18 protein-coding genes are annotated in these 21231 nt (G+C 67.5%); 9 read left to right on the top strand and 9 right to left on the bottom strand.

Going from position 1 to position 21231, the window contains the following annotated elements; translation table 11 throughout:
• The first annotated feature begins 20 nt into the window (after window positions 1-20).
• Complete coding sequence (locus tag AC1DNG_RS01115; RefSeq protein ID WP_476850027.1) at window positions 21-1274, top strand: CaiB/BaiF CoA transferase family protein; 1254 nt, start codon at window positions 21-23, stop codon at window positions 1272-1274.
• Window positions 1268-2881 carry a carboxyl transferase domain-containing protein gene (locus AC1DNG_RS01110; RefSeq protein WP_476886436.1) on the top strand — a complete coding sequence of 538 codons (1614 nt, stop codon included), beginning with the start codon at window positions 1268-1270 and terminating at the stop codon, window positions 2879-2881. The genes AC1DNG_RS01115 and AC1DNG_RS01110 overlap by 7 nt, the downstream gene beginning before the upstream one ends.
• Here AC1DNG_RS01110 and AC1DNG_RS01105 read toward each other — a convergent pair.
• Complete coding sequence (locus AC1DNG_RS01105; RefSeq protein ID WP_476886435.1) at window positions 2839-3585, bottom strand: lipoate--protein ligase family protein; 747 nt, start codon at window positions 3583-3585, stop codon at window positions 2839-2841. The two genes, AC1DNG_RS01110 and AC1DNG_RS01105, sit on opposite strands and share 43 nt — an antisense overlap.
• Before the next feature lie 16 nt (window positions 3586-3601).
• Here AC1DNG_RS01105 and AC1DNG_RS01100 point away from each other — a divergent pair, with 16 nt between their 5' ends.
• A complete protein-coding gene (locus tag AC1DNG_RS01100; RefSeq protein WP_223916770.1) occupies window positions 3602-3991 on the top strand; it encodes a DUF2177 family protein in 390 nt (129 codons plus the stop codon).
• On the opposite strand, the gene AC1DNG_RS01095 is transcribed toward AC1DNG_RS01100, so the two are convergent.
• Window positions 3988-4791 carry a thioesterase family protein gene (locus AC1DNG_RS01095; RefSeq protein ID WP_230010034.1) on the bottom strand — a complete coding sequence of 268 codons (804 nt, stop codon included), beginning with the start codon at window positions 4789-4791 and terminating at the stop codon, window positions 3988-3990. The genes AC1DNG_RS01100 and AC1DNG_RS01095 overlap by 4 nt on opposite strands.
• A gap of 195 nt (window positions 4792-4986) precedes the next feature.
• Here AC1DNG_RS01095 and AC1DNG_RS01090 point away from each other — a divergent pair, with 195 nt between their 5' ends.
• The gene (locus tag AC1DNG_RS01090; protein ID WP_476850153.1) at window positions 4987-5697 is read left to right on the top strand and encodes an endonuclease/exonuclease/phosphatase family protein; all 711 of its coding nucleotides are present in this window, start codon (window positions 4987-4989) and stop codon (window positions 5695-5697) included.
• 61 nt (window positions 5698-5758) lie between these two features.
• Here the strand turns inward: AC1DNG_RS01090 and AC1DNG_RS01085 are convergent, their stop codons facing one another.
• Window positions 5759-6874, bottom strand: a complete 1116-nt coding sequence (locus AC1DNG_RS01085) for an alkaline phosphatase family protein (protein ID WP_476886434.1) — start codon at window positions 6872-6874, stop codon at window positions 5759-5761.
• A gap of 151 nt (window positions 6875-7025) precedes the next feature.
• Here AC1DNG_RS01085 and AC1DNG_RS01080 point away from each other — a divergent pair, with 151 nt between their 5' ends.
• A complete protein-coding gene (locus tag AC1DNG_RS01080) occupies window positions 7026-8066 on the top strand; it encodes an isopenicillin N synthase family dioxygenase (RefSeq protein ID WP_476886433.1) in 1041 nt (346 codons plus the stop codon).
• 69 nt (window positions 8067-8135) lie between these two features.
• On the opposite strand, the gene AC1DNG_RS01075 is transcribed toward AC1DNG_RS01080, so the two are convergent.
• The 4 genes from AC1DNG_RS01075 to AC1DNG_RS01060 form a co-directional block, all read right to left on the bottom strand.
• Entirely contained in the window at window positions 8136-8603 is a 468-nt protein-coding gene (locus AC1DNG_RS01075) for an SRPBCC family protein (protein ID WP_476886432.1), read from the bottom strand.
• A 50-nt stretch (window positions 8604-8653) separates the two neighbouring features.
• Window positions 8654-8851, bottom strand: a complete 198-nt coding sequence (locus AC1DNG_RS01070; protein ID WP_223916785.1) for a YegP family protein — start codon at window positions 8849-8851, stop codon at window positions 8654-8656.
• A 127-nt stretch (window positions 8852-8978) separates the two neighbouring features.
• Entirely contained in the window at window positions 8979-10646 is a 1668-nt protein-coding gene (locus AC1DNG_RS01065) for a DUF5671 domain-containing protein (protein ID WP_476886431.1), read from the bottom strand.
• Entirely contained in the window at window positions 10643-11194 is a 552-nt protein-coding gene (locus tag AC1DNG_RS01060; protein ID WP_476858382.1) for an LpqB family beta-propeller domain-containing protein, read from the bottom strand. The genes AC1DNG_RS01065 and AC1DNG_RS01060 overlap by 4 nt, the downstream gene beginning before the upstream one ends.
• Before the next feature lie 103 nt (window positions 11195-11297).
• Between AC1DNG_RS01060 and AC1DNG_RS01055 the strand changes: the two genes are divergently transcribed.
• The gene (locus AC1DNG_RS01055) at window positions 11298-12752 is read left to right on the top strand and encodes a DUF5129 domain-containing protein (protein ID WP_476886430.1); all 1455 of its coding nucleotides are present in this window, start codon (window positions 11298-11300) and stop codon (window positions 12750-12752) included.
• A 15-nt stretch (window positions 12753-12767) separates the two neighbouring features.
• Here the strand turns inward: AC1DNG_RS01055 and AC1DNG_RS01050 are convergent, their stop codons facing one another.
• Window positions 12768-12962 (bottom strand): DUF1918 domain-containing protein, encoded by a 195-nt coding sequence (locus tag AC1DNG_RS01050; protein WP_476850038.1) that lies wholly within the window; start codon window positions 12960-12962, stop codon window positions 12768-12770.
• A 296-nt stretch (window positions 12963-13258) separates the two neighbouring features.
• Between AC1DNG_RS01050 and AC1DNG_RS01045 the strand changes: the two genes are divergently transcribed.
• Genes AC1DNG_RS01045 through AC1DNG_RS01035 form a run of 3 tightly spaced genes read left to right on the top strand, consistent with a single transcriptional unit; the run spans window position 13259 to window position 20065 of the window.
• Window positions 13259-16459, top strand: coding sequence for an efflux RND transporter permease subunit (locus tag AC1DNG_RS01045; protein ID WP_476886429.1), 3201 nt, complete (start codon window positions 13259-13261; stop codon window positions 16457-16459).
• Complete coding sequence (locus AC1DNG_RS01040) at window positions 16456-16923, top strand: hypothetical protein (protein ID WP_476871642.1); 468 nt, start codon at window positions 16456-16458, stop codon at window positions 16921-16923. Before AC1DNG_RS01045 ends, AC1DNG_RS01040 begins: the two co-directional genes overlap by 4 nt.
• 1 nt (window position 16924) lies before the next feature.
• Entirely contained in the window at window positions 16925-20065 is a 3141-nt protein-coding gene (locus AC1DNG_RS01035) for an efflux RND transporter permease subunit (protein WP_476886428.1), read from the top strand.
• Between the two features lie 27 nt (window positions 20066-20092).
• On the opposite strand, the gene AC1DNG_RS01030 is transcribed toward AC1DNG_RS01035, so the two are convergent.
• Window positions 20093-21199, bottom strand: a complete 1107-nt coding sequence (locus AC1DNG_RS01030) for a serine hydrolase (protein ID WP_476886427.1) — start codon at window positions 21197-21199, stop codon at window positions 20093-20095.
• Window positions 21200-21231: the final 32 nt, after the last annotated feature.

The following is a 21231-nucleotide window of genomic DNA, read 5'->3' as shown; positions in this document are numbered from 1 at the left end:
ACCAAAGAAGGAACACGTCCATGAGCACCGAACCCATGCCCGACGCCGAAGGCCCCCTCACCGGCTATCTCGTAGTGGACCTGAGCCGCGCGCTCGCCGGCCCGCATGCCGGGATGATGCTGGCTGACCTCGGCGCGCGGGTGATCAAGGTGGAGAACCCCGGTACCGGCGACGACACCCGCGGCTGGGGACCGCCGTTCGTGGGCCCCGAGGATGATCCGCAGGCCACGTATTTCCTCTCCTGCAACCGCAACAAGGAATCGATTGCCCTGGACTTGAAGAGCGACGACGGGCGGGCAGTGCTGCGTGAGCTGCTGGAACGCGCCGACGTGGTCATCGAGAACTTCCGTCCCGGCGTCCTGGACCGGCTCGGATTCTCCGCCGCGCAGATGCACGCCCTGAATCCGGCGCTGGTGGTCCTCTCCATCACAGGATTCGGGCACGACGGGCCCGAATCCCAGCGCAGCGGCTACGACCAGATCCTCCAGGGCGAGGCCGGGCTGATGTCCCTGACCGGATCCGGGCCGGACGATCCGCAGCGGGTCGGGGTTCCCATCGCCGACCTCCTCTCCGGCATGTACGGGGCGTTCGGGACCCTCGCGGCGCTGCTCCAGCGTGAGCGGACCGGCCAGGGCCAGATCGTCCGCACCTCATTGCTCGCGGCCCTGATCGGGGTCCATGCCTTCCAGGGCACCCGGGCCACGGTTGCGGGCGAAGTGCCGAAGGCCCAGGGCAACCAGCACCCGTCCATTGCCCCCTACGGACTGTTCCACTGCCGGCAGGGCAGGGTGCAGATCAGCGTGGGAAGCGAAAAGCTCTGGAAAACGTTCGCCTCGACGTTCGGGATCGACGCCGCGCGGCCGGAGTTCGCCACCAATGCGGACCGCGTGCGCAACCGCGAGAAAGTCATCGAAGAAGTGGAGCGGGTGTTCTCCGATTTCGAGGCGGAGCCGCTGCTCACCAAACTCAACGACGCCGGCATTCCGGCCGGCAAGGTCAGAACCCTGGACGAAGTCTACGAATGGGAACAGGTCCACTCGCAGGGTCTGGTGGTCGACGTCGAGCACAAAATCCTCGGCACCGTGAGCCTGCCCGGCCCGCCGCTGCGGTTCTTCAGCGCCGCCGGCACCACCGAAACCACGTTGAAATCCCACACCGCGCCGCCGCTGCTGGACCAGGACGGGGAGCAGATCCGGCGGTGGCTGGGGCTGACACCCGGCACCCCAGCGGGCGCGGCCACAGTCACCGGCCAGGAAGGCCCCCGGGCATGCTGACCCGGCAGAAGGTCCGGCACCTGGACGCCACCGAACTCATCACCGCGGTCCTCGATCCCGGGTCCTACCGCAGCTGGGACGCGCCCGTGCTGGACCCCGATCCCGGCCCCGAGTACCGGCAGGAACTGGCCGCCGCCCGGGCCAGGACCGGCGTGGACGAATCCGTCCTTACCGGCGAAGGCCTGATCCGCGGCCGCCGGGTGGCCGTGATCGTCAGCGAGTTCCGGTTCCTCGCCGGCTCCATCGGCCAGGCCGCCGCGGAACGGATCGTCACCGCCGTCGAACGGGCCACCCGCGAGGGCCTGCCCCTCCTGGCCGGTCCGGCGTCGGGCGGGACCCGCATGCAGGAAGGGACCGTCGCGTTCCTCTCCATGGTCAAGATCAGCGCCGCCGTCCGCACCCACCGCAAGGCCGGGCTGCCCTATCTGGTCTACCTGCGTCATCCCACTACGGGAGGCGTCATGGCCTCATGGGGGTCCCTCGGCCATATCACCGCCGCCGAGCCCGGCGCCCTGCTCGGCTTCCTCGGACCCCGGGTCTACGAGGCCCTCCACGCCACCCCGTTCCCGGAGAACGTCCAGACGGCGGAGAACCTCTTCGACAAAGGGCTGATTGACGCGGTGGTCCCGCCCTGGCAGCTGTCCGACGTCGTCGACCGCGCGTTGGGCATCCTGGTCACCGGCCGCCGCCCGCCGGTCGCCGCGCCCGCCACACTGTCCGTGAAGCCGTCCGGCGCCGGCGCCTGGGAGTCGATCGGTATTTCCCGCGACCCCCGCCGGCCGGATGTCCGGCAGCTGCTGGCGCACGGGGCCCGGGACGTGCTTCCGCTCAACGGCACCGGCCAGGGCGAAAAGGACCCCGGCCTCCAGCTGGCCCTGGCCAGTTTCGGCCGGGAATCCTGCGTCGTGATCGGCCACACCCGGCCCCGGGCCACGCGGCCGACGGGCATGGGACAGACGGCGATGGGGCCGGCGTCCCTCCGGGAGGCCCGGCGCGGCATGCGCCTAGCCGAGGAGCTCGGGCTGCCGCTGGTCACCATCATCGACACCGCCGGCGCCGCCCTGTCCCAGGAAGCCGAGGAAGGCGGCCTGGCCGGCGAGATCGCCCGCTCCCTGCACGACCTCATCGGGATTAATGCACCCACGGTGTCCGTGCTGCTCGGCCAGGGGGCCGGAGGCGGGGCACTGGCCCTCCTGCCCGCGGACCGCACCATCGCCGCGCAGCACGCCTGGCTGTCCCCGTTGCCGCCGGAAGGCGCGAGCGCGATCGTCCATCGGAGCACCGGCTTCGCCGCGGCCATGTCCGAGGCCCAGGGCGTCAACGTCGCGTCGCTGCACGCCAACGGACTTGTGGAACACATCGTGGACGAACGCCCCAACGCCGCCGACGAGGCCCTGGCCTTCTGCAGTCGCCTCGGCCGCGCCATTGAATACGAACTCGCCACGCTCTCCAAGGCAGGAGTCGACGAACTGCTCCCCCGGCGCCTGGCGAAGTACCGCAACCTGGGCAGCGTCCTTGCGCCGGCGGAGGGACGCCGCCCGGCGGGGTCACCGCTAGATGAGGCTCAGAGAAGGCTCGAGAACTCCGCGTGGCTGAGCGGGGCGTAGCGTCCGTAGGCGGCGATCACCGCGGCCTCGACCGCATCGACGTCCAGGCCCGGCACCAGGTCATCGGCCGCGCCCGCCGTCGCGGGGTCCCATTCGAGGCCGAGGGCGGCGTAGCTGGCCTCCAGGACCGCGCGGATCGGGGCGGAGTCCGCCACCACGATCACGGAGCTGAAGAGCCAGCCGCCGGCGACCACCCGCTGGGCGGTGCCGACCAGCTTGATCCGGTACTCGGGGACCTCCGGGTCGCTGCCGTGCACGCTGAACTCCCCGGGGCAGTACTCCCCCGGGATCTCACCGACGCCGGCATCCACCCCGGCGTCGCGCAGTGCCCCGGCGAGCAGTTCGCCGAAACGCGAAAACCTCCCCTTGGCCCCGGCAATCGCGTCCGCATCGGGTTCCAGGTGGTCGATGACGAGGGTTCGCTCGTGGTACGCCGCCGCGCGGCCTCCGGCCTTGCGGACCAGCGGCTCGAAGCCCAGCTGCCGGCAGGCGTTGGCAGCGGCCTCGAAGCCTGGCAGGTGCGTGTCGCGCTGGCCGAAGGCGACCGTGGGAACCGGCCGGTACAGCCGCAAGGTGGGACCCAGCGAGCCGGTTTTGACCTTCTGGAGGAGCCCGAGCGCGAAGTCGAGGTCGGCCGCGGCGCCAAGTGATTCCTGCTGCCGCACCACCGTCAGTGTCCGGGACCCGGCTGGCGCCTGCGGCATGTTGTTATGCTCCCTTATGGTCATTCTGCAATTCCTCGTCGTAGCCGCCGCATTCGCCATCATCGACGCCATCTGGCTCAAGACGATGAACCCGTTCTACCGCCGCCAGATCGGTGACCTGATGGCCGACAAGCCCAATCTAGGTTACGCGGTGGTGTTCTACGTGATCTACATTGCCGGGATCGTGTTCTTTGCCCTGACGCCAGCGCTCGACGGCGGCAGCTGGCTCAGCGCTGTGGGCTACGGTGCCGCGCTGGGCGTGTTTGGCTACGCCACCTACGATCTGACAAATGCCGCCACGCTCAAGACGTGGCCGTGGCAGCTGATCGTCGTGGACATCCTTTGGGGTGCCGTGTTGACGGCGCTGGCCACGTTGGCCGGCTGGCTCGTCTTCCACTCGAACTAGGACCTGCGCAGCGTCAGGATCTGTTCCGCGCGTCCGAACGGGCCTGTGAGGTCATGCAGCACCGTGGAGGTGAGCCCGATCCCGTCCGTACCGAACGTGACTTCGTTGTCCAGCCCCAGCCACTCCCCCTCCGGCTGCCGGTACATGTGGATCTGCAGGTCCAGGTTGGGGAAGGCGTAGCTGCCCTTGCCCGGCGGGACCCGGGCGGCAATGCCGTTCGCCGTGTCCACGAGGCCGACCAGCCGGGCGAGGTCGCCGCTGTCCGCCCGGTCTGTCAGCGGGTAGTCGGTGCGGAGCCAGACGGTTCCCGAGCCCGCCCGGTGGCCCTCGGCGATCCGCATGTGCAGTGAGGCGATGTAGCCGCCGGGCCAGACGGCCGCGGCGTCGTACGGCTCGCAGTCCTCCGGCGCCGGAATCCTGGGATCCTCGAAGGCCGCGATGGCGGACGTGTCAGAGGTGATCATCCGCCAGGCCGTGGCGCGAATGGCCGTGCGCCCGCCGGAAACGAGCTCGGCCTGCACCAGTTCGATGGTCCGTCCCGGGCGCAGGGTGGAGGTCACGATCTCGAACTCACCGCCGGGGATCAGCCCGAGGATTTCGTAGCTGAGCCGCGCCATGCGCATGTCTTCGCGGGGCTCATGCCGGGCCAGGCGGTCGGCCATGATGCCGGACGCGGGGGCCATGTGCTGCTCGTGTTCGTTCCAGGCGCCTTGGGCGTGGATGGTGGAGCGGAACCGCCCGTCCCCCAGGACCTCGTAGTAGAAATCGCCCTCGGCAAGTTCCGGTAGTGCAGCTGTCAACGTCCGCCCTTTCGCATGGCTGGTGATTCCAGAACACACTATCCTGCTGCGCTTTCAGTGTTCCCGGCCGCTGTGTTTCCGGCTCCGATCCGGCGCGGACCCCGGACGCGCGTTGCGCTTGTTCCCAACCGATCCGCTCGGACTGGGTAGACTCGGGTGAGGTTTTAACGACTATTCACCGAAGAGGTGCTCCCCCTGCTTAGAGTCATCAGCTACAACCTCCGCAAGCACGCGGCCAGCGGCGAGCTGGTCGATCTGGCACGTGATTTCGAGATTGATGCTTTGTGCCTCCAGGAGTGCGATACGGACGATCTGCCGGAGACCATCGGGGATCTGCACTTGGCCGATTCCACCAAGGGCAACCGGCTGGGCCTGGCGATCTATTACCGCATGAGCCGTTTCACGGCCTACGAGACCAAGACCTTCGCCCTTAAGAAGTCCATGCACGACCGTGTCCTCTCCCCCGCGCACGAGCGGCTCATCGGTACGCGTGTGACCGACAACGAGACCGACCACGAACTCGTCATCGCGTCCTTCCACGCGGCACCGCTGACGGCATCGAACTCACTGCGCCGGAACCAGATCCATGCCGCCCACGCCGAGCTGCTCAGCATGGGCGGTGGGCTGATGTCCCTGATGGTGGGCGACTTCAACTATCCGTTCTTCACCAAGTCCCTGACAGCGCAGATGAAGGACGCCGGCTACGACCTCACGATGAGTGACCGACGGACCTACACCCGGTACAAGGTCTTCAAGGGCCATTTCGATTTTGCCACTTCCCAGGGGCTGGAGATCGAAAGCGTGGAAACCCTGGCCCGAGGCGCGTCGGACCACCTTCCCATCCTGATCACGGCCGAATACGGCCAGGAGGCGCCCCCCAACGGTTCAGGACCCGCGGAGCCTTAGCGGCCGGTCCTGCCGGATCGGTGCTGACCGCCGGCGCTGCCGCTAGGAGCGGTGACGCGCGCTAGGACCCGGCGTTAAATACGTCTCCGCCGAAACTGTCCAGTCCCGGCGCCCCGGCGTACCCGAGGCGCGGGAGCGAGAAGGCGTCTTCGATGCTGGCCAGGAGGCTGAAGTGGTTGTAGGGCCGGTCCGACGTCGTGCCGCCCTTGGTGAGCGGCGAGAGGACCAGCGCACCAATCCTGCCGCCGGCCGTCCCTCCGGGCAGCAGCCCTGAGGGCCCAACTGTCTTGCCCTCGGACTCGTCGAAGGTGATCACCAGCATCCCGTCCTGCCGGAAGGCCGGGGAATCCAGGATGGCCGGAACCTGCTGGCTCAGCCAAGTGTCGGCGGCGGCCAGTCCGCCTGCGCTGCCGTCGACGCAGGGGTTGTCGTGGCCGTCATTGCAAAGATTGGGCGAAATGTAGGACAGGTTGGGGGTGGTGGCTACGGACCGGAGGTCGCCGCGGAGTTCGCTGAAGTCCACCACGTTGCTCTGGCAGTCCGGTGACGAGGTGATGGCCTGGAAATACACGAACGGGTTGTGCCGCGTTGCGTACTGGTCACCCACCTTGGCGCCCTGGCTGGTGTCCTGCCCGCCGAGTTCGGGATGACGGCACGGCGTGCCCATGTCTTCCATGTAACCCTTCCAGGTCTTGCCTGCGGCACTGAGCTGCCCGGCGACCGTGGGGACCGAGGCCGGATAGACGCAGCCGGCGCCCTCCGCCAGGCCGAGCGCGCCCGTCCCCGTCAGCTCAAACGCGGCGTAGGTGGGGCAGTCCTCCCTCGTCATGGCATTGGACGGCTGGCCGGAGATCTGGGCCAGGTAGTTCGGGTTCGAATTGTGGGCGATCCCGTAGTACTTGGAAAGCAGGACGCCCTGGCTGCGGAGCGTCTGCGACAGGTAGGGGGCCTCCGAGCCTGCGCCCCACACCTTGTTGTAGCCCTTGTTCTCGAGATTGATGACGAACACGTGCCCGGGCTTCGACGCTGCCCCCGGGGTGGGGGTGCCCCCGGCAGTGGGACCCGGGCTGGCGCCCGGCGGCCCCGGCTCGCACGCCGCTGCCGACGCCACCAGGACTGCTGCAACAAGCAGCCGCGCGGCGATTCGTCGATGATTTTTCGTGGCAGTCCGGCTCATGGATTCCGGCTTTCTGATTGACCTGTCAGCGTGGATTTGGCGGCTTCAGTGTCTGCACTCTTTCACACCGCGGTCAAGAAAACCCGCGAGGACCCTGCACAGTTGCTGGGAATGAGTTCAGTAGTGAATGCTGTGGTGGTACTTTGCACTCATGGGCGCACCATCGGATTCCATTCCGCTCCTGGACCTGAGTACCGCCAGGGGGCGCGACGGCAGGTTTGACCCGGCGTTTATTGATGCACTGCGCGACGCCACGCACCGGGTGGGCTTCTTCCAGCTGACCGGTTACGGGGCCTCGGCCGCCGAGGTGGATGAGCTCTTCGACGTCACGCGGCGCTTCTTCGAGCTTCCGCTTGCATCACGGCTGGAACTGGACAACCGGCTCTCGCCGCATTTCCGCGGTTACACGCGGCTGGGCCACGAAATCACCCAGGGGCGGCCGGACGCGCGGGAGCAGCTGGATATTGGACCGGAGCGTCCCGCCGTGGAGGACTACCCGCCGGATCAGCCGTACTGGCTGGTCCAAGGGCCGAACCTGCTGCCGGACCGGGCGCTGCCCGAGCTGCGCACCGTGTGCATGGCCTGGGCGGAACGGATGTCCGGCGTCGGGGCCGAATTGCTCAGCGCCATCGCCGTGTCGCTGGAACTGCCCGAAGGATACTTCGATGAACCCTTCCGGGACTCACCGGCCTGGATGGCCAAGTTGGTCCACTACGTCGGCGGCGTCGTCGCTGATGCCGGTCCGCAGGGTGTCGGCGCGCACGCGGACTACGGCTTTGTCACCTTGTTGCTCCAAGACCAGGTCGGCGGCCTGCAGGTACTCCCGCCGGGCACGAACAGCTGGATTCCGGTCGAACCAATTCCGGGGGCCCTGGTCATCAACCTGGGCGAAATGCTCGAAGTCGCGACCCAGGGTTACCTGGCCGCCACCATCCACCGCGTCGAGGCGCCCCCGGCCGGCGTCGACCGCTACACAGTCCCCTTCTTCTTCTCGCCCCGGCTCGATGCCGTCATTGAGCCAGTGCCCCTGCCTCCCGCACTCGCGGCCCGGTCCAGGGGGGTCACCGATGATCCGGACAATCCGATGCTCGCGTCCTACGGCGCAAACGTGCTCAAAGGCTGGCTGCGGGCCCACCCCGAGGTCGCCCGGATTCATCACCCGGAACTGGTCCGGAGCGCCGGGCAGGCCTGAACGGCAGCATTCCACCGGCCAACGTGCCGGGAATGCCGGGCCGCCGGGGCGGCCCGGCGGCATCCCGACTCAGGCCTGTCGCTGTTTCACGGCGCCGGCCAGCGAGGCCAAGCCCTTTTCGAAGTCGGCGCCGACCATCTTGTCCATGTTCATGAACAGGGCGAACACTTTGCCGATGCCTTTGTTCTCCCCGGTCATCGTCCAGGTGACCTGTGTGCCGTCACCGGAGGGCGTGAACGTGAAGGAGGTGGGGTTGACCGCTTTGAAGGGCTTGGTGAATTCCAGACGGATCTTGATGTTGCGCGGCTCGGCCGTGTCCACGATTTCCATGGTGCCGGAGCCGGCCTTGCGGTTTCCGCTCCAGGTGTACTTGGCACCGACGCCGGATTCGCTGCCGGAGTAGCTCCGTTCCATGGCCGGATCAACGGCCTCCCAAGGAGACCATTTGGTCCATTCGTGGAAGCTGTTGACCAGCGGAAAGATGTCCTGCGCCGGGGCTGGAATGACTGCGCTGCGGGTAACTTCATAAGTAGACATGCGGCAATCCTAGGCGGTGACCGGCCCAACCGGGCGCGTGCCCTGCGGGTTCACCCCTTCTCAGCGGCTGCCTCCGTCAGATCGACCACCGGCGAGGCCGCGTTCTTCTTGACGGACTCGACCCCGCCCATGGCACTCGCCTTGGTCTTGTAGCTCTCCGAGGAGGCGATCACCTCGCCGTTGGAGGCCTTAAGCCGGAACCGGAATCCGCCGGACTTGTCTTTGTAGACCTCATACTTGCCAGCCATGCTGCATCCCTGATTTCTCCGTTGTTGTGGCCGGCCGGGGAGCCGGCACGGATCAGATTAGCGCCGCCGCAACCGTCTGACCAGAGTCCTTCGGTTGCCCGGCGCGACCAGGCTCAGGACAGGCCGGTCAGCCCTGCAGCGGGATGACGTCAATTCCCCCGTGCTGATCTGCAACGACCAGAACCCGGGGCGCCGCCACACCCTCCAGTGCGGCCGCCAACCGCTTCTCCTGGGCCCCGACATCGCCCGCGACGTCCCCACCGGCAACGCGGCCAGCATCGGCAGTGCCGGAAGCGCCGGCACCGCCGTCGGCCCGTTTCCAGACCGTGACGCCGGCCCCGGTGACCTCACCGATGACGCGCCGCAGCGGTGCGGGGTCGGATCCCGCCACGAGGAACACGTGGCCGATGGTTCGCGGACGGACCGGACCGGCCGCGGCGAGCACGGCACGGTCCTGCCGCCACACGGCAAAGTGGTACCCGAACACGAGTCCCGTGGCGACCAGGAGCCCCAGGGGTGCGCGGATCCGGTCCACGAGGCTTCCCCCGCTGACCTCGCCCAGGACGAACTCGAACATCCGGAACCCGATCACCAGCAGCGTGACCACCGCCACCACGGCGCTCAGGCCGAACACGGCCACCAGGTAGATCCGGCGCGCGTTCAGGCCGGCGCCGGCCTCCGCCGCCTGCTCCACGCGCCGCCACGCAAGCCACCAGACCGGGCCGCCAACCAGGAGCGAGCTGATTCCCGCAAGCAGCAGCGTCCGCGCCCCGGCGCCGGCCAGCGGCGTCGCCGTCATGGCGAGGACCGAGTTGACGATCACGCCGATCCCGGACGCTGCGGCGACCAGGGCGACGCCGGAGGTCACCAGCCTGCCGCCCTGAAGCGTGGCCTCTGAGCGCCCGCGCGCGACATTGCGGTGGTAGACCCAGACGAGGCAGCCGATGGCGGCCGCGGACACAGCCGGCGCGAGGGGCTCCAGCAGGAGCTCCAGCGGTTCGGAACGGTCAAACAACAGGCGAAGCACCACGAAGAGCGCCACGCCGGCTCCGCCCAAGGTCAGAACGCCCGCGCCAAGCACCCCGACCGTGATGAGCGCGACGTCGGCCAGCCCGGTCCGCAGCCTCCGGCCGCCGTCGTGATTCCAATGCCACCACCAGATAATGGTTCCGCCGACGGCCCAGACCAGGGATTGCAGCGCCGACACCCACCACGGTTTGCCCACCGACACCTCCGTCGCGGCTCCCCGCAGGGCGGCATCCAGCAAGGTGGATATGGCTGCGACGGCGCCGCCCACGCCCAGCACGAGCCCCAGCACCGAGCCGAGCACCGTAGGGACACCGGAGAGGACTGTCGGATTCTTCCGGGGGTCACGCCACATCCACCGGTGCCAGGCCCAGACCGCAGCCCACACCAGACCGGTGGCCAGGGACAGCCGCCACTGAAGGCCCTGCCCGCCGATCAGCGAGGACAGAGTGTTCAGCACGTTAGTGGCCGCGATGAGCAGGGCGAGCAGGTAGGCGCCTGCCAGGTAGAGACCCCAGCCGATGGCGGACCGCTCCTCCGGGTCCTCGAGCCGCCGCCAAACCGCCCACCACAAGAGGGCCGCGAGCGGGCCGCCAATCAGGGCGAACGCCAGCGAGCGCGCGAGCCCGGCGACGTCGTCCGGGGCCAGCTCTGTCCCCGCCACCAGCAGGCGGCCCAGCAGTCCGCTGAGCCCGACGGCGGTGGTCACCACCAGTGCGAACAGCAGCGCGTAGGTGATGAGCCGGCGCACTGTCCCTTGGGCGCTCATTGCTTCGCCTCGCCGGTGCACACTGCCAGGGGCCAGGGCACGGTGTCGATCAGCCAGCCGTTGCCCGCCCGAACGAGGTCAAACGCGTCCTCCACCTGGTATTCGGCGCTGCCGAAGGGACCGCCCGGCTCGGACACAGTGATGAGCACCCTCACGTCCGCGGATTCCGGCCGCTCGGTGGTGGACACGAGCGTGACTCGCAGGTTCCGGGCCGAGGGGCGTGACCCGGTTGTGCACTTGCTCCGGGCGGCCGGCGTCAGGTAGGCGGAGGCGGCCGCCTCATCCCCGGCAATGACGGCGGCGGCGTAGCGCTGCGCGACGCCGGCGGGCGTTGACTCGGCCAGGGGCGCGGGCTCCCCGCGGGTGAAGACCACTGCCAGCGCGATGATCACGATCACCGCGATCGCGGCCATGATGGCCAGCAGGGTCCGGTCAGCCCTGGTGCGGCGCGGCTCCCCCGCCTCCCCCGGCTTTTCCGGGCCGGGATCCTCCGGGCCGGGATCCTCCGGGCGGGGTTCCTCCGGCAGTCCTTCAGGCGGCGGCCTCATGGCGCAAGTATGGACGCCGTCCAGCGCACGGTCACGATGTCTTTCGTCCCCTTTCCGCGGCGTCCGCGTCGACGCAGCCAAAGCCAGCCACTACGCTCGGAAAATGGGAATCATGCGCAAAGCCCTCGCCGCTGCTGTTGTGCTGATGGCCGGCCTTCTCGTCGGGGCCCCGGCCGCGCTCGCCACGACGCCGACCGCCGTCGTCATTGAAGACCGCGCCGGGGTGTTGGACCAGCGGACGCTGTTGCCGGCGGTTCAGGCCACCGACTTTTATGAGCCCACCAAAGTTGCGGTCTACACCTATAACGGCACTGCCGCCGACAATCTGAACGAAGAAGTCCTGCGGTTCGCCCGCACCGAACATCCCGAATGGATCAGTGCCGACGGGCAGAAGTGGGCAGACGGACTGTTCATCTTCGCCCTGGATCCGGTGGGCCGGCATGTGGGGACGTACATGGGTGAGGACCGGAAGGTCTCGCCCGAACAGCGCGAGGACATCCAGAACGCCGCCAAAGAGCTGCTTCGCGATGCGCAGTGGACCGAGGGCACCATTGCCGGGATCCGCCGCGGCGCCGAACTCATCAATCAGCCGTGGTACCGTTCCACAGCCTTCCTCGTCACAGCCTGGGCGGCGGTGGTCGCCGCGGTCTGCGGAGCCGCGGCCTGGCTGATCGTGCGGTGGCGGACCCGGGTGTCCAGCCGGAAGGAACTGGCCCGGGGCGACACCAGCTACGCCAATGTCAGCATGGACCTGCAGGTGACCGAGCTCAACGCCAGCACCATTCCCGAGTCCTCCCGGTACGGGAGCACGGTGCTGGAAAAACACCGCACGTTCGTGAACCGCTACGGTACGGCCACCGAACTTTCCACCCAGGTACACGCCCTCAGCAGCAGGGACCTGAGCCGCCGGCCCAACCTCAAACTGGTCCGGAGTTACGCCGACGCCGCGGCCGAACTCGACGCCCTGGACGACGTGATCGCCGATACCAATGCCCTGCTCAACCGGGGCTCGTCCTGGCCTGCCGCCTGGGACCGCCAGCTCGCGCCGTTCCGCAACGATCTGGACGGCGTGGAAGACCTGCTCAGCCAGCGCCGGGCCGAGGGAACCTCGGGGACGGCGCTGGCACTGCGGTCCTTCCGCGATGAAAGCCGGCGCGACATGGAGCGCTGGTCGACGGAACTGGCGGACGGCTCCATCACACCGGAAACGGCGCTGGACAGGTTGCGTGACGCCCGGACCCACCTCTCGGAGCTGTTGAAAAATCACGCCGACACCCTGATCCAGGCCTTTGCCCGCAATGAGAAGGAAGCCGGGCTCATGCGCGAGGAAATGGACAGCGCGCAGGCGGGAACGAAGGCAAAATACGGCCGCACGTACGAGCCAAGCATCCTCGGAACGGTGTACCCGTCCTACTACTTCTTCTCGGTCCCGAGCTTCAACACCGGCTTCAGCAGCGGCATCAGCAGCGTCAGCAGCGCGCGCGGCGGCGGCACCACCACCGGGTACGGGTCCAGCGGCGGAAGCTTTTCCGGGTCCGGGAGCTCGTCGAGTTTCTAGGGCGCGCTAACGGACCTAGGGCCCGCCCGCGGCCTTTTCGACGGCGAAATCCCCACCGGGAAACATGATCGTTTCGTGGCCGTCGTCGAACCGGACCAGGTACGGCGGCGCACCGTCGGCACCCTTCACTTCAAGGATCAGACCGTGCCGGTCCGTGGACTCGACCGTCGTCCCCCGGATGATGATGCGGTCCCCTGCGGTTGCCTTCATGGCGGTCACCTGTATCCCTATTGACGCCTGTGTGCCCGAAGATCATTATGGCTCTTATCGGCTGGGGGGCGCTATGGCCTGAGGTTGAGGAGCCGCGCCGTGAATGGTAAATGTGCAGTTGGCCAAGCAGGAAAAGCAGTCAGCACCCTTTTCCCGGTGATCGGTTTCGCGGCAGGACCGCGCCACGACCCGCCCCCTCCCTCCGCCCACCCCGACGGCCCGGGACACCGGCGACGCCGACGCGGACGTAATCCCGCCAGCCCGTGCACCACGGTGGAGCCAGCGGGGTACCGGCCATGATGAGTGCAATCGTGCGCTGGACGCTGCAGTTCCGGCTCTTGGTCCTGGCCGCCGCGGCGGGAATCCTGGCCCTCGGGCTCACCAACCTGCCGGGCATGTCCGTGGACGCCTTTCCGGAATTCGCCCCGCCGCAGGTAGAGATCCAGACTGAAGCCCTGGGACTCTCGGCCGCCGAGGTTGAGCAACTCGTCACCTCGCCCATGGAGGCCGACCTGCTGAACGGGGTGGCCTGGGTTGAAGCCATCCGGTCAAAATCCGTGCCCGGCCTTTCGTCGATCCAGATGGTTTTCAAGCCGGGGACCGACATTTTGCGGGCACGCCAGCTCGTCTCGGAACGGCTGACCCAGGCGCGTGCACTGCCGAATGTTTCGGCGGCTCCAGTGCTCATGCAGCCGCTGTCCTCGACCAGCCGGGTCATGATGGTCCGGCTAACGTCCAAAAACATGTCCGCCATCGACATGTCCGTGCTGGCCCGCTGGACCATGAAGCCCGGACTCCTTGCCGTTCCCGGCGTCGCGAACGTGGCGATCTGGGGCCAGCGCGACCAGCAGCTTCAAGTCCTGGTGGACCCGGCACAGCTCGAAGCCAAGGGCGTCACGCTGGACGAAATCATCAAGACGACCGGCAACTCCGTGTGGGTTTCGCCACTTAGCTACCTGGAAGCATCCACACCGGGCACCGGCGGTTTCTTCGAGACGGGCCACCAGCGGATCGGCGTCCAGCATGTCCTGCCGATCACCACGCCGGAAGACCTGGGCCAGGTTCCTGTCCAAGGTCCGGCCGGCAATCTCCTGCTCAAAGACGTGGCAACGGTGGCAACCGACCACCAGCCTCTGATCGGCGACGCCCTGCTCAGCAATGAAGCCGAGTTGCTGCTGGTCATCGAAAAGTTCCCGGAGACCAACACGATGGACGTGACCCGGGGCGTTGACGAGGTCCTCCGGGAGCTCCAGCCCGGCTTGCCCGGAGTCGTGATCGATACCAGCGTCTACCGGCAGGCCTCCTTTATCGACGAAGAGGTCGGGACGCTCGGCGTCGCTGCGCTGATCGCGCTGCTGCTGATCGTTGCCCTGTTTGGCGCTTTCTTCCGTTCCTGGCGCACGGCCCTGATCACCCTGATCACGATTCCCGTATCGCTGACCGCGTCAGCGCTGGTGCTCGATCTGCGTGGCACCGGGATGAACACCATGGTCCTGGCCGGCATGGTGCTTGCCCTGGCCGTCATCGTAGGCGACGTCGCGGAAGACCTGAACGGCATCGCGCGGGCACGCAGCGCCGCGGCCAGGTCCGGCCACGAAACTGCCGACGGCGGGACGGAGGCCGGCCAGGACCAGTCACAGGACGAGCGCCGACGCGACTCCGTGATCCCGGGCGCCCTGCGGGCAGCCCGCACGCCAATGCTCTACTCGCTGCTGATTATGGCGCTGGCCGTCATGCCCGCGCTCTTTATTTCCGGTGAGAACGGCGCCCTGTTCGGACCCCTGGTCCAGAGCTATCTGCTGGCCCTGGTTGTCTCGATGATCGTGGCGCTCACGGTCACGGCGGCACTGGCGTTCGTCCTTCCGGTCGGTTCCAAGGCGCCGGAACGGCGTTCCCTGGCGCGGCTGCAAGGCGCCTACGGCCGGACCGTGACGCGGCTGACGCAAAAGACGCGGTGGGTATTCGCAGCCGCGGCGGTGCTGGCGGTGGCCGGACTGGCGCTCGCACCCCAGCTGGCCGGGACCCGTCCTGTGGTGCCGGTGCTGGCGGACAAGACGCTGGTGGTGCACTGGAGCGCGATAGCAGGCACCTCGGACCAGGAAATGAGCCGGATCACCGAGGCTGCTGCCGTAGAACTGCGCACCGTCCCGGGCGTGGCCAATGTCGGAGGACACGTCGGGCGCGCGATCACTTCGGATCAGGTCGGTGACGTCAGCTCCGGCGAGCTGTGGGTGACCGTGGCCCCGGACGCGTCCTACCCGGACACGGCCGCCGCCGTCGACCGCGTGATCGCAGGCTACGCGGGCCTGACCAGCAAAATTTCCACCTACCCGCAACAACGCATCGACCGGATCCGCGAAGAAGCCGATAGCGGCTTTGCCGTCCGGGTCTTTGGCCTGGACCCGACAGTCCTGCGGCAGAAGGCGGCGGAGGTCCAAACAATCCTGGAGCACACAGCCGGCGTCGTTAATCCCCACGTCGACCTGCCCCCCGAACAGCCGATCGCCGAGGTCAGAGTGGACCTCGCCGCGGCCCAAAAAGCCGGCGTCGTCCCCGGTGATGTACGGCGCGCGGCTGCCGCCCTGCTGCAAGGCATCGAAGTCGGCAACCTGTACGAACAGCAGAAGGTCTTCTCTGTCATCGTGAAGGGGAATGCGGCCACCCGCAGCAGCCTGGACAGCGTCCGCAACCTGATCATTGACACCCCCAACGGCGGGCACGCCCGCCTCGGCGACGTCGCGCAGGTGACCATGGTCGGGAACGAGTCCGTGATCCTGCACGACGACACCTCGCGGCGCATCGATGTGAAGGCCGACATCCAGGGCCGTCCGCTGGGCGACATCGAAGGAGACATCAACACGGCCCTGCAGCAGATGCAGTTCCCGATTTCCTATCACGCCGAGATCCTCACCCAATACGCCCAGCAGCAGAACAATTACCAGTGGCTCTGGCTGCTCGCGGCGGTTGCCGCGGCCGGCATCCTGGTTCTGCTGCAGACGGCGACGGGGAGCTGGCGGCTCGCCGGCCCGCTCTTCCTGGGCCTGATCCTGGCACTGTCCGGCGGTGTGCTGGCCGCCCAGGCCACGGGCGGGGTCAACTCGCTGGTGGCCCTGGTCGCCTTCGCCGCTGTGCTGGGGATCGCCGTGCGCGGCACACTCCTGCTGACGGGCCAGGTCCGGGATTTACGGGCAACAGATGCTTCGGCGCCCTGGCCTGCGCTGGTGGTCCGCGGAACCAAGGAGAGACTGGGACCCGTCCTGCTGTCCACCGTGATCACGGCCCTGGCGCTTTTGCCCCTGGTCCTTCTGGGCGGCGTCGTCGGAACGGAAATTATCCTGCCGCTAGCCGTGATCGTCTGGGGCGGCCTGCTGACAACAACTTTCTTCACCCTGTTTGTTGTGCCCGCTGTGCTGCTTCGGTTCGAGCCGAAGCAAGCACCCGGCGCGCGGACCGGTCAGGGCACCGCAGCACCAACTGAAAGCCAGGATGCGTCGTGAACTCCACACTTTCGCCGCGGGGCCACAAGGTCGCGGTTTTCATCCTTGCGCTGTTCGTGACGGCGTTCACCGCTCTCTCCGCCACAGGTTGCGCCCAGGCGCCGGAGGCCGCACCGTCCGAAGGCGAACCGGCGGCTATCGCTGAAGTCCCCGGCACGGACCTTCACCGGCTCACCCTCACCGAGCACGCCATTGAACGGGTCGGGATCGCGACAGCTGTGATTGCCGTAGATCCCAAGACCGGGAAGCTCACCGTCCCCTACGGGGCCATACTCTACGACAGCTCGGGCAACGCATGGGTCTACACCAACCCCGAGCCCCAGGTCTACGTCCGCCAGTCCATCACCGTCCAGCGCATCAACGGCGACGTCGCCGTCCTGACGGACGGGCCGCCGGCAGGGACCGTGGTTGTCACGACAGGGGCCGAGGAACTTCTCGGCACCGAATTCGATACGGCCGAGTGACATGCGCTGGCTCATCGGGATCAGCCTCCGTTTCAAGACGGTTGTTGTCGCCCTCGCGTGTGCCGTGATGCTGCTCGGTTCCCTGCAGTTGGGTTCCGCGTCCGTGGACGTCTTCCCGGAGTTTGCCCCGCCACGCGTGGAAATCCAGACCGCGTGCCTCGGGTTGACCGCCCAGGAAGTCGAAGAACTCGTCAGCGTGCCGATCGAGGCCGCCGTGAGCGGCATGCCGGGCCTGGACGAGATTCGGTCCAAGTCCGTACCCCAGCTGTCCTCGATCGTGCTGCTCTTCCATCAGGGCACTGACCTGCTCAACGCCCGTCAGCTCGTCTCGGAACGGATGGCTTCGGTGACTGCGGCGCTGCCGACGTGGGCCGCCCCGCCGGTGATGCTGCAGCCGCTGTCCGCGACCAGCCGCGTGATGAAGATCGGGATGACGTCGTCGGAACATTCGCTCATCGAAATGTCTATGCTGTCCTACTGGACCATCCGGGCCCGGCTGCTGCGGGTCCCCGGGGTGGCCAACGTGGCCATCTGGGGCGAGCGGCTCCAGATGCTGCAGGTCCAGGTGGAACCTGACAAGCTCAAGGCCCAGAACGTCTCCCTCAACCAGGTCATGGAAGTCACCGCCGGCGCCCTCGACGCCGGGCTGCTGAAATACTCGCCCGGACGCTTCATCGGCACCGGCGGCTTCATTGACAGTCCCACCCAAAGGATGGGGGTCCGTCACGTCCAGCCGATCCAGACCCCCGCCGATCTGGCCCAGGTGACCATTCGGGAAAAGGACGGCGTGGCGCTGCACCTGGGCGACGTTGCCCAGGTTGTCGAGGACCATCAGCCGCTCATTGGTGACGCCGTGATCAACAACGGGCACGGGCTCATGCTGATCGTCGAGAAGCTGCCCTGGGGCAACACACTCGACGTGACCAAAGGCGTGGAGGAGGCCCTCCACGAGCTGCAGCCGGGCCTGAGCGGTATCAACTTCGACACCACGATCTTCCGCCCGGCCAGCTTCGTTGAGGAGGCGATCTCCAACCTCAGCATCGCGCTGCTGCTGGGCTGCCTGCTGGTGGTCATGATCCTCGTGGCGTTCCTCTTCCAGTGGCGCACGGCCCTGATCAGCATCGTCGCAATTCCGTTGTCCCTGCTCACCGCCGCACTGGTGCTCTATTTCACCTCCAGTGCGATCAACACGATGGTCCTCGCGGGGCTGGTCATAGCCGTGGGCGTCGTGGTCGATGATGCGATCATCGACGTCGAGAACATCATGCGCCGGCTTCGGCAGCGACGCGCCCAGGGCAGTGACGAATCTGCGGCATCGGTGGTTTTGAAAGCCTCCCTGGAGATGCGGAGCCCGATCGTCTACGCGACCCTGATCATTGTGGTCGCCGCCGTACCGATCTTTTTCCTGGACGGGCTGACCGGCGTCTTCTTCCGGCCGTTGGCCGTCTCCTACACCCTGGCTGTCCTGGCCTCCATGTTCGTGGCGCTGACAGTGACGCCGGCCCTTGCCCTGATTCTGCTGGGCAACGCCAAACTGAAAGAACGCGATGCGCCGCTGGTCCGTGTGCTCAAACGCGGCTACCACGCCGCCCTGTCCAAGGCCATGAACCGGCCCCGGTTCGGCTACGCAGGCTTTGGCGTGCTTGCCGTCGTGGGCTTGCTCCTCGCTCCCCTGATGGGCTCGTCCCTGTTCCCCACGTTCAAGGAACGGGACTTCCTGATGCACTGGATCTCGGAACCGGGAACCTCTGCCGCGGAAGAGTTCAGGATCTCCCAGCGCGGCTGTGAGGAATTCCTCAAGGTCCCCGGCGTCCTGAACTGCGGCACGCACATCGGGCAGGCATTCGCCGCGGACGAAATCGTCGGTGTCAATGCCGGCGAACACTGGATCAGCATCGACCGCCACGCCGACTACGACGAGACGGTGGCCGCCGTGGAGGAAGTGGTCAAGGGTTACCCGGGGCTGCACCGTGACGTCCAGACCTATCTGAAGGAGCGGATTGAAGAGGTCATCACCGGCGCCAGCGAACCCATCCTGGTCCGGGTCTACGGAGACGACCTCAACGTGCTCCGGGAACAGGCGCAACGGGTCAAGACCATCATGGACTCGATCGAGGGCACCGAGAACCCGCATGTTTCCCTCGAGGTGGAAGTCCCCCAGATCGCCGTGACGGTTGACCTGGCCGCGGCGCAGAAGTACGGCCTCAAACCGGGAGATGTCCGGCGTGCGGCCGCGACACTCGTGGCAGGCGAGGAGGTCGGCGACGTCTTCCGGGACGGCCGGGCCTACGACGTCCAGGTCTGGAGCACCCCGGCCACCCGCTCGTCCGTCACCGCCATCGAGGATCTGCCCATCGATACGCCCAGCGGAGCGCGGGTTCGCCTCGCCGACGTCGCCGACGTGAGCCTGCAGGCGACGCCGAACCAGATTGACCGCACCAACGGATCCCGCCGCGTCGAGGTGGGATCCTTCCTGGCCCAGGGAGCGGACTTGGGAACCGTAGCCGGCGAGCTGAAGTCGCGGCTGGAGAACTTGGACCTGCCAGCAGGATACAGCGTGCAGCTTCTCGGCGAATACACCGAGCGCGAGGCGGCAACGAACCGCCTGATGATCTACTCCGCGGCGGCCCTTGTCCTGATCCTCCTGCTGCTGCAGGCGTCCTTCCGCAGCTGGCGGCTGGCCGTCCTGTCGCTGCTGACGCTGCCAGTCGCCCTGGTGGGCGGGGTCATAGCCGCCTACATGACCGGCGGCGTCCTGTCCCTCGGGTCCCTCGTTGGCTTCCTCACGGTGATGGGGATCGCCGCGCGCAACGGCATCCTGCTGATCAACCACTGCCAGCATCTGGAAACCTATGAAGGCCAAACCTTCGGCCGCGACCTGGTGATGCGCGGGGCGGCGGAGCGGCTCTCGCCCATCCTCATGACCACCCTGGCCACCGGGCTTGCCCTGGTACCCCTGGTTGTCATGGGCAACATCCCGGGCCATGAAATTGAACACCCCATGGCCGTGGTTATCCTGGGCGGCCTGGTCACCTCCACCCTGCTCAATCTGTTCATCGTGCCCTCGCTCTATCTCCGGTTCGCCAAGTCCAGGAAGACCAGGGAGAGGGAGCGCGCTGCCGACGGGCCGGTGTCCGTCTAACAGCGGCAGGCGTCAGAACCTCAACCATCAGAACAGGGCGGCGGTCACGGTCCGGGTGAGCTGCTGAATGATCTGGGTGCGGGGGCCCATATCGGAGTAATTCCTGCCGCGGGTGTACACGACGAACACGAAGGCCCGGCCGTCCTTGTCCAGGACGGACGCGTCATGCAGGTTTCCGAACAGCAGCCCGTACTTGTGGTGAACCCCTACCCCGGGCGGAACCGCCGGCGGGATCAGTGTCTCAAAGTTGGTGTTCTGCATATAGGACAGGAGCTGGGCGGTGTTGCGGGCATTGAGCAGCCGTCCCGTGTAGAGCAGCTGGAGGGTCCTGGCCATTTCTGCGGGCGTCAGCAGGTTGACCGTGCGGTCGTAGGTGATCCCGATCGAGGCGGCGTAATCCGTGATGCCCCGCGCACCGACCGCCCGCAGGATCAGCGCCCACGAATCGTTGTTGCTCTGCTGGACCATCCGGCGGATCTGGGTGCCGGCAGTCGAGTTGCCCATGGGGGCGGTCAGCGAGGCGCGGCCGGTCTCAACGAGGTGGTAATACGCCGACGCGGCCAGAATTTTTGCCGTGCTGGCGGCCACAAACTTGTCCTGGATCCCGTAGCCGTGGACCACGCCGTCGGAGACATCGATCAAGGACACCCCCAGGGCATAGGCACTGTTGGCCGCGATGATCCCGTTGATCTGGCTGTCCAGTTCCGGGTCAATGGCCGGGACCGCGACGGCAGGCACGGCGGGGATCTCAGCGGGCTTCCCGGCGGCCGCCGGGACGGCGCCGGCCGCGGGCGAAGCAGTTGTTGGCGAAGCAGTTGCGGGCAGGTCAGATGCCGGCGGAACGGTCCGGCCGGCATCCGTGACCGGCGCCGTCGGCGTCGCTGCGGCGGCCGGCGGGTCAACGGGTAGCGCCGCCTGGACGCCTGCATAGACGCCGGCAGCCACGAGGGCCAGTGCGACGGCGGCCGCCGTCAGATACTGTCGCCGGGTCCTCCCCTCACGCCGGGCGCGGGACCGCAGACCGGGCCGGGAACCGTCGTTGGCCCGGCGCCCGCCGGAGCGGTAGTGCCGCGGGGCCGCCTCAGGCTTCGGGACCGGCCCCGTGCTGTTGTTCGAATCGTTCGCAGGCATCATTCTTCCCCGAAGGTGACTGACCGCGGTGGGGC

This window comes from Arthrobacter sp. 01T425 (assembly GCF_056398725.1).
This window is presented reverse-complemented; position numbering and strand designations above follow the sequence as displayed.

Excerpts from the sequence above, each read along its gene's own strand:
- AC1DNG_RS01070 (WP_223916785.1), bottom strand. The coding sequence starts at position 8,851 with ATGGCTGGCAAGTATGAGGTCTACAAAGACAAGTCCGGCGGATTCCGG.
- AC1DNG_RS01075 (WP_476886432.1), bottom strand. The coding sequence starts at position 8,603 with ATGTCTACTTATGAAGTTACCCGCAGCGCAGTCATTCCAGCCCCGGCG.
- AC1DNG_RS01060 (WP_476858382.1), bottom strand. The coding sequence starts at position 11,194 with ATGAGGCCGCCGCCTGAAGGACTGCCGGAGGAACCCCGCCCGGAGGAT.
- AC1DNG_RS01100 (WP_223916770.1), top strand. The coding sequence starts at position 3,602 with ATGGTCATTCTGCAATTCCTCGTCGTAGCCGCCGCATTCGCCATCATC.
- AC1DNG_RS01035 (WP_476886428.1), top strand. The coding sequence starts at position 16,925 with ATGCGCTGGCTCATCGGGATCAGCCTCCGTTTCAAGACGGTTGTTGTC.
- AC1DNG_RS01085 (WP_476886434.1), bottom strand. The coding sequence starts at position 6,874 with ATGAGCCGGACTGCCACGAAAAATCATCGACGAATCGCCGCGCGGCTG.
- AC1DNG_RS01045 (WP_476886429.1), top strand. The coding sequence starts at position 13,259 with ATGATGAGTGCAATCGTGCGCTGGACGCTGCAGTTCCGGCTCTTGGTC.
- AC1DNG_RS01115 (WP_476850027.1), top strand. The coding sequence starts at position 21 with ATGAGCACCGAACCCATGCCCGACGCCGAAGGCCCCCTCACCGGCTAT.
- AC1DNG_RS01065 (WP_476886431.1), bottom strand. The coding sequence starts at position 10,646 with ATGAGCGCCCAAGGGACAGTGCGCCGGCTCATCACCTACGCGCTGCTG.
- AC1DNG_RS01030 (WP_476886427.1), bottom strand. The coding sequence starts at position 21,199 with ATGATGCCTGCGAACGATTCGAACAACAGCACGGGGCCGGTCCCGAAG.
- AC1DNG_RS01050 (WP_476850038.1), bottom strand. The coding sequence starts at position 12,962 with ATGAAGGCAACCGCAGGGGACCGCATCATCATCCGGGGGACGACGGTC.
- AC1DNG_RS01105 (WP_476886435.1), bottom strand. The coding sequence starts at position 3,585 with ATGCCGCAGGCGCCAGCCGGGTCCCGGACACTGACGGTGGTGCGGCAG.
- AC1DNG_RS01110 (WP_476886436.1), top strand. The coding sequence starts at position 1,268 with ATGCTGACCCGGCAGAAGGTCCGGCACCTGGACGCCACCGAACTCATC.
- AC1DNG_RS01080 (WP_476886433.1), top strand. The coding sequence starts at position 7,026 with ATGGGCGCACCATCGGATTCCATTCCGCTCCTGGACCTGAGTACCGCC.
- AC1DNG_RS01055 (WP_476886430.1), top strand. The coding sequence starts at position 11,298 with ATGGGAATCATGCGCAAAGCCCTCGCCGCTGCTGTTGTGCTGATGGCC.